The following is a 13,481-nucleotide window of genomic DNA, read 5'->3' as shown; positions in this document are numbered from 1 at the left end:
ATCATGCAAGCCGTACAGCGTGAGATTGCGCAGCAGCTCAAGGTCCAAGCGCCGTTCAAAGACCAGGCCAGCCTTGAAGCCGAGATTGCCCGACGCGTGACCTTTATCCAGGACTGCCTGCGCAATTCCGGGCTCAAGGCCCTGGTGCTGGGCATCAGCGGCGGCGTCGACTCCCTGACCGCCGGCCTGTTGGCCCAACGTGCGATGCAGGAACTGCGCGCCAGCACCGGTGATGAGGCGTACCGCTTTATCGCCGTGCGCCTGCCCTACGAAACCCAGTTTGACGAACACGACGCCCAGGCCTCGGTGGACTTTATCGAGCCGGATGAACGCCACACCGTCAACATCGGCCCGGCAGTGAAGGCCCTGGCTAATGAAGTGGCGGCGTTTGAAGGCAAGGCGGCGGTGTCCCGCGATTTCGTGCTGGGCAACACCAAGGCGCGTATGCGCATGGTGGCGCAGTACACCATTGCCGGCGCGGCCGGTGGCCTGGTGATCGGCACCGACCATGCGGCCGAAGCGGTGATGGGCTTCTACACCAAGTTCGGTGACGGGGCTTGCGACCTGGCGCCGTTGAGCGGGCTAGTGAAGCATCAAGTGAGGGCCATTGCCCGCCACTTTGGCGCGCCGGAATCGCTGGTGGAGAAGGTGCCGACCGCCGACCTCGAAGACCTGTCGCCGGGCAAGCCGGACGAAGCGTCACATGGCGTGACCTATGCCGAGATTGATGCCTTCCTGCACGGCGAGCCGGTGCGTGAAGAGGCGTTCAGGATTATCTGCGAGACCTATCGCAAGACAGAGCACAAGCGGGTCATGCCGTTTGCGCCTTGAGGTGAACCGATCGTTTTGCATTGATTGTCAGATCGCCATCGCAGGCAAGCCAGCTCCCACACTTGACCGTATTCCAACATGGGAATGCGGTCGAATGTGGGAGCTGGCTTGCCTGCGATGAACGATAACGCGGTGTTACTTCAGAACCACAGCACCTTTCATCATCGAGATGTGGCCTGGGAACGAGCAGAAGAAGCTGTATTTCTCATCGGCCTTCAGCTTGGAGACGTCGAAGGTCACCGAGTCTTTCTCGCCGGCACCGATAATCTTGGTGTGGGCGATGATGCGCTCATCACCGGCTTTCAGGTAATCCTTGTCGATCCCCGCAGCCATGCCGTCGGTTGCCACTGGTTGCATATTGGCTTCGGTAGTCAACACCCAGTTATGGCCCATCACGTTCTTGGGCAGGTTGCCCGAATGAGTCAGCTCAACGGTGAACTGCTTGCAGCTCTTGTCGATGGTGATTTCTTTAGTGTTGAACGACATTTGGTCGGTGGAGTCGACAGTGACCTTGCACTCTGCAGCAAGCAACTGGCCGCTCGCCAGGGTCAGCAGGGAAACAGCAACGAGTTTGGCAAACATGTGAATCTCCAAGGCAGGGTTAGAAAACGCGTATTGCGACAAGGGTGCCTCAAGCAGGCTGAAGTTCTTATGATCTGCATCAACAGATTGTATACAACTTTAGGCTATCAGACTGATCAACACAATCAACCAGCCAAACTGCCGCACCCTGCCTATGATCGCCCCATCACTCACGGGAGTTCATGCCATGCACCTCAATCACCTGTTCAACGGCCTGCTGGCCGCCTACGCCTGCGGTAAGTGAAAGCAAAGGGCACCCTGAAGCTGCTACCATGACGACCCAAGGCAGCTGCGCGCCGCCCACCCTCACCTTCGACCCTAGAGGATCGCCCATGGCCAAACCTAATTACTCCTTCGCCAAACGTCAGAGAGACTTGGCCAAGGAACAGAAGAAAGAGGAAAAGCTGCAACGCAAGAAAGCCGCTGCAGACGAAGAAGCCGGCGCACTGAACCCGGATGCGGAAGGTGAAGCGGCAACTGACGAGACAGAAAACCCGAAAGACCCGGCTGAATAAGCATTCCTGTAGGAGCGAGCTTGCTCGCGAAGAACGTCAACGATGACGAGGGTCGCCTGGATTAACGTGGCGCCCCAAGATCCTTCGCGAGCAAGCTCGCTCCTACAAAAATCGACAGCCCGCAGTCATTATTCCAGCGGCATCACCGTCACCCGCACCTCCGGGTCATGGCTGCCTCCCCCCAGAATCACCCCACGCAACGGCGACACATCGGAAAAATCCCGGCCCCAGGCCAGGGTGATGTGCTCCAGTGCCGGCTGCACATTGTTGGTCGGATCGAAATCCACCCAGCCCAACCGCGGGCAAAACACCGAGACCCACGCATGGGACGCATCGGCGCCAATCAGCCGTGGCTGGCCGGGCGGCGGCTGGGTCAGCAGGTAGCCGCTGATATAGCGCGCCGCCAGGCCCCGTGAGCGCAGACAGGCGAGCATCAGGTGGGCGAAGTCCTGACACACGCCGCGACGGCGCTCCAGCACCTCCACCAGCGGCGTGGCGACCTGAGTGGCTTCGGCATCGAAGGTGAATTCGCTGAAAATCTTTTGCATCAATGCCTGCACGCCGACCAACAAAGGCTCGCCAGGCGGGAAGCAGCTTTGCGAGAACTCGACAAAGGTTTTTTTCAGGTGCACGTAAGGCGATTCGAAGCGATAGCGGCAGGCTTCGATCACCTCCATCGACAGCGCCTGGCTGCTGTAGGTGAAGCTGTCACGGGTGCTGTCCCATGCGGGTGATTGCCGCAGGTCCAGCGCGGGACGCGCCAGCACTTCCACGGTCAACCCGGCATTGACCAGCAACTCATCATGCGGCCGCTCGAACGCAAGACGCGTGATCGGGTTGCCGAACACGTCCAGCTCATCGCGGCGTGAAGAAGGCTGCGGGCTGATGTCCAGGGTTTGCCAGGTGCAACGCTGCCACGCACACGGCCGTGGCCACAAATGCGCCAACTGCTGGGCCAGAGACACCGGGCTGTCGTAGTGGTAATGGGTATCGTGAAAAATCTGATAGCGCGCACTCATCACACCGACACCGTTTGCTGGCTGACATCATCTACATGGGCAAAATGGCGCAGCGCCAGGCGGTCCGACACTTGCCCGCTCTCATCGGCGACCGCTTGCAGCAGGTCGGCCAGGCCATCCAGCGCGGCACGTACGCCGGGCTCGCCAAACAGCGGGTTCTCAAGGCACCCCAGGTCGAAGCGCCCCAGGCGCTCCACCAACGGCGCCAGGCCGGTTTCCCGAGGCACACCAAAATCATCATTGAGGCGACGCACGGTGCGGCTCACCAACTTGAGCTGAAACAACACCGCGTGGGGGTTCTGCTCATCGAGCAACAACAGGTCGAGCACCGGAATCAGTTGCGGCACCGCCAGGTAGCGCGAGCGATAGGTGATGCTGCTGTTGCCCAGCTCCAGCAACCACTCCAGCCCCGCCTGATCGAACACCGCCACGCCACGCAGGAACGCGGCCAGGCTGGTACTGAGAAATTGCAGACGCTCAATGCGCCGGCCCATCATCAAAAAGCGCCAGCCTTCATCGCGGGTCATATCATCCAGGGCAAACCCGGACAGCGCCGCTAAAGACATTACCAAGCGATTGAGAAAATCCAGCAGCTCGCCAAAGTCCGGGGTTTGGCTTTCCAGTTCCATGGCTTCGCGTTGCAGCTCTACCAGGGCCTGCCAGTTTTCCCGAGACAGCTTGCCGCGCACCTGGGACGCGGCCCACTGCAAGCGCTGCAAATTGGCGCGCAGGCTGGAGGGCCAGTCATCGCCGAGCAAGGCCGCAAGCAGACGCTCCGGCAACTCGCCCTCCTCCGGCAACAGATGCAGGCTTTCACCCAGCTCGACCGCCGCCTGCAATGCCAACGGATCATCGCCGTCGACATAGCGCGCCAGCACGACGCGCAGCCAGCGCGCACTGTCATCACAGCGTTCGCAATAACGGCCAAACCAGAACAGGTTTTCCACCACCCGCGACGGCAAATACGGGTCGCGGCGCACCAGATCGTGGACGCCAATGGCGCGCTGGGCACGCCACTGTTCACCGGCGCTGACGCGCTCGCCGAGCACCCAGGTGTCCTTGCTGGCACCGCCGCGTTGCATCGATACCACTTCGGCATCGGCGTCGGCGGCCACACGGGTCAGGCCACCGGGCAACACGCGATAGCCCTCGGCGCTGGCCACCGCGTACACGCGCATACCGATGGCGCGGTGTTGCAGATGGTCCTCCTCGGTGTGCCACACCGGCGCCTGGGACAGTTGCGCCAGCTCCTGGGCGACATAGGCGTAAGGCCGTGCGCGCATACGCTCGGCCAGGGCCTGGCGCTGCTGTTCGTTCAAGTCACGGCCAAAAACCGGGGCGAAACTTTGCGAAGGAAACGCCGGTTTGATTAGCAGCTCCGGGAGCTTCTCCAGTGCCTCGGCCAGTACCGGTGCCTCGCCGCACCACCAGGTGGCAATCGACGGCAGGATCAGCGCTTCACCGAACAAGAACTCGTTGATCTTCGGCAGGAACCCCAACAAGCCCGGCGACTCCAGCACGCCGCTGCCCAGGGCATTGGCCACCAGCACATTGCCCTGGCGCACAGCGTCGAGCAGGCCGGGCACGCCCAGGGCCGAGTCGGTACGCAGCTCCAGAGGGTCGCAAAAATCGTCATCCAGGCGGCGCATGATCGCGTGGACTCGGCGCAGCCCGCTGAGGGTTTTCAGGAACACCGTGCTGTCGCGCACGGTAAGGTCGCCGCCCTCCACCAGTGGGTAGCCAAGCTGGCGCGCAAGATAAAGATGTTCGAAATAGCTCTCGTTGAAACGCCCCGGCGTCAGCAGCACGATCAGCGGCGGCTGGTCATCGCCGGGCGCCTGGCGGGCCAGGGTTTCCTGCAGGGTGCGGAAGAAACCGGTGAGGTGCTGCACCTGCAAGTCACGGTATAGATCCGGGAAAGCACGGGACACGATGGTGCGGTTTTCCAGGGCGTAGCCGGCACCCGACGGTGCCTGGGTACGGTCAGCGGTGACCCACCAACGGCCATCGGGCGTGCGCGCCAGGTCCACGGCGTACAAGTGCAAAAAAGCACCATCCGGCGGCTGAATACCCTGGCACGGCCATAGAAAGTTGTTATGCCCAAATACCAGCTCGGCAGGCAGCAGCCCCTCTTTGATCAGGCGCTGCGGGCCATAGAGGTCGGCGAGTACAGCATTGAGCAGACGCGCGCGCTGGGCGATACCGGCCGACAACTGCCGCCATTCATCAGCGGCCAGCACATGGGGCAGCAGGTCCAGTTCCCACGGGCGATCAGCGCCCTTGGGGTCGGCGTAGACGTTATAGGTCACGCCGTTTTCCTGGATCTGGCGGGTCAGCAATGCCTGACGCTGGGCCAGTTGTGCGGGCGTACTGCGTTGCAGGTGGTCAAGCAGGCGCTGCCAATGGGCACGCACCGCGCCGCTGTCATCCAGCAGTTCGTGATAGGTGCCCGCGGTGAGCGGGTAACGGTCGAGCAAATCGGACATGGAACGCTCGGCAGAGGCAAGGGAAGTCAGGTTAACTCAAATTCACTACGGTCTAGTGTGGGAGGGGGCTTGCTCCCGATTGCGGCGCATCAGTGACAAATGTGCTGACTGACACTCTGCTATCGGGAGCAAGCCCCCTCCCACATTTGATCGCGTTCACTCATTTTTATTGGGGAAACGGCGTAAATCCAGGGTCATGGGCAACTCATCGTTCACCTCTACACTCGGCACAGAGAGCTTGCCCGGACTATGCCCCAACCGGAAAAACCGCGCCATTCGCCGGCTCTCTGCCTCATTGGCGTTCACCGGCAAGCTGTCGTAATTGCGCCCGCCCGGATGCGCCACGTGGTATTGGCAGCCGCCCAGCGAACGCTGCATCCAGGTGTCGAGCAGGTCGAACACCAACGGCGCGTGCACCGCAATGGTCGGTTGCAGGCAATTGGCCGGTTGCCAGGCGCGGTAACGCACACCGGCAACAAACTCTCCCACTCGACCGGTCGGTTGCAGCGGCACGGGTATGCCATTGCAGGTCAGCAAGTAGCGTTGCGGCGGCAGGCCACTCAACTTCACTTGCAGGCGCTCCAGAGACGAATCCACATAACGCACTGTGCCGCCCACCGCGCCCTCCTCGCCCAGCACATGCCAGGGTTCCAGGGCCTGGCGCAGTTCCAGTTCGATACCGCTGACGGCGTAATCGCCCACTTTGGGAAAGCGGAACTCCAGGTGCGCGGCAAACCATTCGGCACGCAGCGGATAACCGGCAGCGTTGAGCTCGACAATGACGTCGGCAAAGTCTTGCTCAATAAAGTGCGGCAACAAAAAACGGTCGTGTAACTCAGTGCCCCAACGCGCCAGCTTCGGCGGCGCATAAGGCTCGCGCCAGAACCGAGCCACCAGCGCGCGCAACAGCAACTGCTGAGTCAGGCTCATGCGCGCATGGGGCGGCATTTCAAAGGCTCGTAATTCCAGCAAGCCCAGGCGGCCCGTGGCGCCGTCAGGTGAGTAAAGTTTGTCGATACAGAACTCGGCGCGATGGGTGTTGCCGGTCACGTCGATCAGCAAGTTGCGCAGCAGCCGGTCCACCAACCACGGCGGGCATTCCTCACCCGGTGCCGGCATCTGCGCGAAGGCGATTTCCAGTTCATACAGCGCATCGTTGCGCGCCTCATCCACCCGTGGCGCCTGGGAGGTCGGGCCGATAAACAGCCCGGAAAACAGGTAGGACAACGACGGATGGTTATGCCAGTAACTGATCAGGCTGCGCAGCAGATCGGGGCGACGCAGAAACGGCGAGTCTTTGGGCGTCGCACCGCCGAGGACGAAATGGTTACCGCCGCCGGTACCGGTGTGGCGCCCGTCGATCATGAACTTTTCGGTGGTCAGGCGGGTTTGCCGGGCTTCTTCGTAAAGAAATTCGGTGCGTTCCACCAACTCATCCCAGGTGGCGGATGGCTGCACGTTGACCTCAATCACACCCGGGTCCGGCGTCACCCGGAAATTGCTCAGGCGTGTATCGGCGGGTGGCTCGTAGCCTTCCAGCAACACGGGGCAATGCAGCTCCTGGGCGGTGGCCTCGATGGCCGTCACCAGCTCCAGATAATCCTCGACGCGCTCCAGCGGCGGCATAAACAGGTACAGGCGCCCTTCCCGCGCTTCAGCGCACAGCGCAGTGCGAGTCAGCCAATCGGCGGATTCGTCGACCTTCGGCACGCGCTCATCACTGGGGGCCGGCTCGCCGTGGCTGTGCAGTTGCGCGGTAGTGGGCAGAGGCGGCTGATCCTGGTTCGGGTCGGTCGGGTGTACGAATGGATACTCCGCTGCTGTCACCCACGGCTGGGAAGCCAGCGGTAGGCGATAACCCAACGGTGAATCGCCCGGCACCAGGCGGCAGTGGTCATCGCGCAAGTACCAGCGCCCACTCTGCCAACGATCATTGGCGGCGGTGCGCGCCAACGGCAGCACTTGGCCGATGACCTTGTCCAGGCCCTGGCCGAAGACTTTGCGCAGGCGTTCGCGCTCCAGTTCGTCGCTCAAGCGCGGGTCCTGGGCGCTAACGTTTTGCGGCAGTGAGCCTTCGCGCCACAGGTAGTAGAAGTTGTCTTCAAAGGCGGGGAACACAAAGCGTGCCGGCAACTTCAGACGCTCGGCAACGCTGGCCAGGAAGCGTCCGGCCATCGCGCCGTCAGCCCCATAGTCCTCTTGCTCATCGGCGATCAGCGCACTGTTGTGCCAGATCGGTACCCCATCGCGGCGCCAGTAGCAATTGAGCGACCAACGCGGCAGTTGCTCGCCGGGGTACCACTTGCCCTGGCCGAAATGCACCAGGCCTTGGGGCGCATAGTGCTGACGCAGACGCTGGAACAGCTCGGCGGACAGGCGGCGCTTGTCCGGCCCCAGAGCGGCGGTGTTCCACTCGGCGCTGTCGGGGTCGTCGATGGACACGAAGGTCGGCTCACCGCCCATGGTCAGGCGCACGTCGTGCTTGAGCAGGTCGCCGTCAATTTGCCGCCCCAGCGCCTGGATCGCCAGCCATTGTTCTTCGGTGTAGGGCTTGGTCACCCGAGGCGCTTCCCAAATACGCTCCACCGACATCTCGTGGGTGAACTCGCACTCGCACGGTTCCACCAACCCACTGATCGGCGCGGCAGACGATGGATCAGGGCTGCAAGCCAATGGGATGTGCCCTTCACCGGCAAATAAACCGGAGGTGGCATCCAGGCCGATCCAGCCGGCGCCAGGCAAATACACCTCGCACCAGGCGTGCAGATCGGTGAAGTCCACTTCGGTGCCGGAGGGGCCATCCAGTGCTTTGACGTCAGCGGTGAGTTGAATCAGATAACCGGAGACAAATCGCGCTGCCAGCCCCAGGTTACGCAGCAACTGCACCAGCAGCCAGGCTGAATCGCGACAAGAGCCGGAAGCGTTTTCCAGGGTGAATTCCGGGGTTTGCACGCCCGGTTCCATACGAATCAGGTAGCCGATATCGGCGGCCAGGCGCTGGTTCAACCCGACCAGGAAATCCACCGCCGGCAAGGGTGTGCGGTCAATGCCGGCCAGGTAAGCGGCAAACTTCGGCGTCAGCGGCAGGGTTTCCAGGTACGGCGCCAGCTCGCGTTGCTCATCGGCGGCGTAACTGAAGGGGATTTTTTCGGCGTAGGGTTCGAGGAAAAAGTCGAACGGGTTGAACACCGCCATCTCGGCGACCAAATCGACTTCGATGCGCAGCTGGTCAGTTTTTTCCGGGAACACCAGGCGCGCCAGGTAATTGCCCTGAGGGTCTTGCTGCCAATTGATGAAATGCTGCTCGGGCAGCACTTTCAGCGCGTAAGACAAGATCCGCGTGCGGCTATGGGCCGCCGGACGCAAGCGCACGATCTGAGGGCCGAGTTCGACAGCACGGTCGTAGCGGTAATGCGTAACGTGGTGCAACGCGACATGAATCGACACGGCGGCCTCCTGCGAGCCTGGGCATGGGCACAACCTGCGCAAGACTTATGCCAGCGCGGCAGTCATTGCGCTTTAGCGTGGAACCCGGTGCAGTACAGCACCAAAACGGCGCCTGCGTTGCCGGCATGGTGCAGGCGCTGCACACATTTGTAGCGCCAGGTTGAGTGCAGGTGGTGAATCTACCCAATCAACGGGCTTTGCGCTTTGCGATTGCGGCTTGGCGCAGATGGCGTATCTCGGACAGTTTTTTGCGCATTTCGCGGTGGCGCTTGCTGTTGAGCAGCAGTAACCCCAACAGCGGAACGAGTACAGCCGAGCCATAGACCAGCTTGTTGAGATCGTATTGAATCATTGGCAGTGCGAACAACAGACAAGCGCCCAAGTACGCCGCTACCAGCCGCGTAGCCCAGGGATAGCCGCGTGCGATCATGACGTTGCCAAAGACAAGAGCTGCCACTAGCACCAGGATCGCACCTACTGAATAGTTGGCCTTGAGCGCAGGATCAACACCGCGCAAATAGGTCACGCCAGCCATGGAAACCGCAGCTGAGCCGGAGAAGATCGCCATGAAAATCGTCCCCATGAATACGGGGAAATAGCGCGCCAGGAATCTGTTTATCGAAGGCGGCTCCTTCACATGCGACTACTCGATCTGACGGTTGATTTGACAGACTGCCGAATGCGACGGATTCCCACGAGTTTCGTGCGCATCTCTCGTTGAACCTTGCTATTAAGTGTCAATAATCCGAGCAATGGGAATAACAGCGCCAACCCATAAAGAACTTTGTGAGGCTGGAATTGAACCATCGGAACTACAAACAGTAGACAAGCGACGTAGATACCGACCAATACCCACACCCAGGAGGGTCGGCCCCGCAAAATCATAAAGTTGCTATGGACCGTCAACAGAATGAGCAGCGCCCCGACCAACATGATCTTGAGCCCCACTTGAGCCAGCGGCACATCACGAAAATAAGTGACGAACGCCAGCGCCACAGCCAATGCCAAAGAAAAACACGCAGCAAATACGCCGCCCATAAACGTCAGAAAGTATTGCCTGAAAAAGTCGCGTAGCGTCATTAACTCGTTCATTCGTTTATTTCCTCGTACAACCCTATCGCTATGGTATTGACGTTTCCGGAGTACGCACTCCCGCCAAATCCTATGCTTGCGCCCAGGACGTCTTTGATCTGGGTAGTGGTGCTGTGCTTAAGCTGCGTAGGGGTAAAACGCTTGGTGAGTTCACCCGACGCCTGCTTCAATTTGAGCATCTTCGCAGTCAAGCTGGGATGGTTGATGCTCAGCAGTTCTTTCGTCAGCTTGGCTCTTTCCTGGCGATTCAACCCGCGAAGCACGTCACGCAGACTCTTGCCCGTCGATGCTTTGGCGGCCCTGACCAGCTTGACCGTCGTCAGGGCCGAAGCGCTCACGCCTACCAGTGATACTGCGTCCAGCACAATGGAAGCATTCTGGTACCAGCCCTCACTGTCGAGCCAATCCTTTACCTCAGGCTTGGCGACCTCCAGCGCTGTTCGAGCAATGCCGTTGAAACACTGAAGCATACTTGCGCCGGCAGCCGCATACCCCACCACAACGATGACGGAACTGGCGCCGGCACTGAAAGGCACCAGAATTGTTCCACTGGCGATCGCAGCCCAACTGATGACAGCCCCAAAGCAGGAGACTCCGGTATTCACAGCTTCGCCAATCAGTCGCGATTCTCGAGGATTGCTCACGACATGTTGAGCAAACTGCGTTGGCGCAATGTACTTCTGCGCTTCACGCAAAATGATGCGCTTGGGCCTGATGCTGCAGATGGGCTTGAATTCGCGCAGGGTGATGACGTTGAAGTCGGCGTCGATGTATACGACGCCTGCGCCAACGATACCTGGATCGGCGTCGATGGCCGCAAACAGGCGCGGCAGGTTGATCTGGCCTTCAATGCGCTGGCGCGCCATGAACTGGGAACGGTTGGAGTCCATGCCGATGTTGAGCAAGGGGTTGCCCATGAGGTGTTCTTCCTTGAAAGGGTGGAGACTGGAGCGACGCTATCGGGGGCAAGCCCCCTCCCACATTCGAATGCATTCTCACGCTGGAACTCAGCCAAGTGTGGGAGTGGGGCTTACCCCCGATAGCAATCTAATGGGCGCCACCTTACCAAACAGCCTCACCTCCGACCAGAAAGCAAAACGCCAGCACGAGGCTGGCGCTTTGCATTTCAGGCGTCGATCAACGCGGCACAACCGGCTTGCGCGTAGGCTTGCCGCCCTTGCCCTTGGCCGCATCGCTGCGCTCTTTGGCCGCCTGCTTATTGCGCGCCTGGGCCGCAGCCTTGGCTTGCTCACGCTTGTCCCACGGGTTGCTGCCGTCGCTGCCACGAGGCGGCAGGCCGGTGTGCTGGGTGAGGATCCTGGTGGTGGTTTCCTTGGCGACCTTATGGCTGCCGGCCGGCGTCGAGTTCTTGCGACGGGCGCTCTGGTAGCTGTCGGTGGACGGCTGATGCAGCGGGATCAGTTGGTCCTTGCCCGACCCGATCAGGTCGGCGCGGCCCATGCGGGTCAATGCTTCACGCAGCATCGGCCAGCCTTTCGGATCGTGGTAGCGCAGGAACGCCTTGTGCAGGCGGCGCTGCTCCTCGCTCTTGACGATGGTCACCGCGTCGCTCTTGTAGGTGACCTTGCGCAGCGGGTTCTTGCCCGAGTGGTACATCGCGGTGGCGGTGGCCATCGGCGACGGGTAGAACGCCTGCACCTGGTCGGCACGGAAGCCGTTGCCCTTGAGCCAAAGGGCCAGGTTCATCATGTCTTCATCGGTAGTGCCCGGGTGGGCGGCGATGAAGTAAGGGATCAGGTACTGCTCCTTGCCCGCTTCCTTGGTGTACTTCTCGAACATGCGCTTGAACTTGTCATAGCTGCCAATGCCCGGCTTCATCATCTGGTTGAGCGGACCTTCCTCGGTGTGTTCCGGGGCGATCTTGAGGTAACCACCCACGTGGTGGGTCACCAGCTCCTTGACGTACTCCGGCGATTCGACGGCCAGGTCGTAGCGCAGGCCGGAAGCGATCAGGATCTTCTTCACACCCGGCAACGCACGAGCGCTGCGGTACAGCTGGATCAAGGAGGAGTGGTCGGTGTTCAGGTTCGGGCAGATGCCAGGGAACACGCACGACGGCTTGCGGCACGCGGATTCGATTTCCGGGCTCTTGCAGGCAATGCGGTACATGTTCGCAGTCGGGCCGCCGAGGTCGGAGATCACCCCGGTGAAGCCCGGCACCTTGTCGCGGATTTCTTCGATCTCGCGAATGATCGACTCTTCGGAACGGTTCTGGATGATGCGGCCTTCGTGCTCGGTGATCGAGCAGAAGGTGCAGCCGCCGAAGCAGCCACGCATGATGTTCACCGAGAAACGGATCATGTCGTAGGCCGGAATCTTTTCCTTGCCGTATGCCGGGTGCGGCACACGGGCGTACGGCATGCCGAACACGTAGTCCATTTCTTCGGTGGTCATCGGGATGGGCGGCGGGTTGAACCACACGTCCACTTCACCGTGCTTCTGCACCAGGGCACGGGCGTTGCCTGGGTTGGTTTCCAGGTGCAGCACGCGGTTGGCGTGGGCGTAGAGCACCGCGTCGCCGCGGACTTTTTCCACCGACGGCAGGCGGATCACGGTCTTGTCACGGGTCATGCGCGGGCTGGCCAGGATCTGCACAACCTTGGCTTCTTCCGGATCGTCGACTGGACCTTTTTCCTGCTCGATGGCGCAGGCCTGGGTGTCCTGGGTATTCACATACGGGTTGATGATCTTGTCGATCTTGCCCGGACGGTCGATACGCGTGGAATCCACTTCGTACCAACCGGCCGGCGTATCACGGCGAATGAACGCGGTACCGCGCACATCGGTGATGTCTTCGATCTTGTGGCCCCACGACAGGCGCTGGGCGACTTCGACGATGGCCCGCTCGGCGTTGCCGTACAGCAGGATATCGGCAGTGGCATCGATCAGGATCGAGTTGCGCACGCGGTCCTGCCAATAGTCGTAGTGGGCGATACGGCGCAGGGAAGCTTCAATGCCGCCAAGCACGATCGGCACGTTCTTGTAGGCTTCCTTGCAACGCTGGCTGTACACCAGGCTCGCACGGTCCGGGCGTTTGCCGGCCATGCCGCCTGGGGTGTAGGCGTCGTCGGAGCGGATTTTCTTGTCGGCGGTGTAGCGGTTGATCATCGAGTCCATGTTGCCGGCCGCGACGCCGAAGAACAGGTTCGGCTCGCCGAGCTTCATGAAGTCGTCTTTGGACTGCCAGTTCGGCTGCGCAATGATCCCGACGCGAAAGCCCTGGGACTCCAGCAGCCGGCCGATGATCGCCATACCGAACGATGGATGGTCAACGTAGGCATCACCGGTGACGATGATGATGTCGCATGAATCCCAGCCAAGCTGATCCATCTCCTCCCTGCTCATCGGCAGGAATGGCGCAGGACCGAAACATTCGGCCCAGTACTTGGGATAGTCAAATAACGGCTTGGCTGTTTGCATGACGGTGACCGGTGTTGAGATGAAAAATCGCGGGCGCGGAATATAGCACAAATTTTGACCAATTCCGA

General features: G+C 60.8%; 10 protein-coding genes. 2 read left to right on the top strand and 8 right to left on the bottom strand.

The features are described 5' to 3' along the window. The first annotated feature begins 3 nt into the window (after window positions 1-3). The gene (gene nadE, locus TX23_RS13730) at window positions 4-831 is read left to right on the top strand and encodes an ammonia-dependent NAD(+) synthetase (protein WP_057702603.1); all 828 of its coding nucleotides are present in this window, start codon (window positions 4-6) and stop codon (window positions 829-831) included. Window positions 832-966: 135 nt separating this feature from the next. Here the strand turns inward: nadE and azu are convergent, their stop codons facing one another. Beyond that, on the bottom strand, window positions 967-1,413 hold the full coding sequence (gene azu, locus TX23_RS13725; RefSeq protein ID WP_003188091.1) for an azurin: 447 nt from the start codon (window positions 1,411-1,413) through the stop codon (window positions 967-969). 332 nt (window positions 1,414-1,745) lie between these two features. On the opposite strand from azu, the gene TX23_RS13720 reads away from it, so the two are divergent. After that, window positions 1,746-1,928: a hypothetical protein gene (locus TX23_RS13720; RefSeq protein WP_057702602.1), complete on the top strand. Its 183-nt coding sequence runs from the start codon at window positions 1,746-1,748 to the stop codon at window positions 1,926-1,928. Between the two features lie 128 nt (window positions 1,929-2,056). Here TX23_RS13720 and TX23_RS13715 read toward each other — a convergent pair whose 3' ends face one another. From TX23_RS13715 to TX23_RS13685, 7 genes are all read right to left on the bottom strand, one after another. Continuing rightward, window positions 2,057-2,947 carry a transglutaminase family protein gene (locus TX23_RS13715; protein WP_057702601.1) on the bottom strand — a complete coding sequence of 297 codons (891 nt, stop codon included), beginning with the start codon at window positions 2,945-2,947 and terminating at the stop codon, window positions 2,057-2,059. After that, entirely contained in the window at window positions 2,947-5,433 is a 2,487-nt protein-coding gene (locus tag TX23_RS13710) for a circularly permuted type 2 ATP-grasp protein (protein ID WP_057702600.1), read from the bottom strand. Before TX23_RS13710 ends, TX23_RS13715 begins: the two co-directional genes overlap by 1 nt. A gap of 156 nt (window positions 5,434-5,589) precedes the next feature. Beyond that, the gene (locus TX23_RS13705) at window positions 5,590-8,880 is read right to left on the bottom strand and encodes a transglutaminase family protein (RefSeq protein WP_057702599.1); all 3,291 of its coding nucleotides are present in this window, start codon (window positions 8,878-8,880) and stop codon (window positions 5,590-5,592) included. A 187-nt stretch (window positions 8,881-9,067) separates the two neighbouring features. Continuing rightward, window positions 9,068-9,448, bottom strand: coding sequence for a hypothetical protein (locus tag TX23_RS13700; RefSeq protein ID WP_244885954.1), 381 nt, complete (start codon window positions 9,446-9,448; stop codon window positions 9,068-9,070). A gap of 65 nt (window positions 9,449-9,513) precedes the next feature. Further along, window positions 9,514-9,972, bottom strand: a complete 459-nt coding sequence (locus tag TX23_RS13695) for a hypothetical protein (protein ID WP_057702597.1) — start codon at window positions 9,970-9,972, stop codon at window positions 9,514-9,516. Further along, window positions 9,969-10,889 (bottom strand): hypothetical protein, encoded by a 921-nt coding sequence (locus TX23_RS13690; RefSeq protein ID WP_057702596.1) that lies wholly within the window; start codon window positions 10,887-10,889, stop codon window positions 9,969-9,971. The genes TX23_RS13695 and TX23_RS13690 overlap by 4 nt, the downstream gene beginning before the upstream one ends. 220 nt (window positions 10,890-11,109) lie before the next feature. Beyond that, window positions 11,110-13,413: a YgiQ family radical SAM protein gene (locus TX23_RS13685; protein ID WP_034125867.1), complete on the bottom strand. Its 2,304-nt coding sequence runs from the start codon at window positions 13,411-13,413 to the stop codon at window positions 11,110-11,112. Window positions 13,414-13,481 lie beyond the last annotated feature (68 nt).

Source organism: Pseudomonas paralactis (assembly GCF_001439735.1).
Classification (GTDB): domain Bacteria; phylum Pseudomonadota; class Gammaproteobacteria; order Pseudomonadales; family Pseudomonadaceae; genus Aquipseudomonas; species Aquipseudomonas paralactis.
The sequence above is the reverse complement of the archived record's forward strand: the minus strand, read 5'-3'. Positions and strand labels throughout refer to the sequence as shown.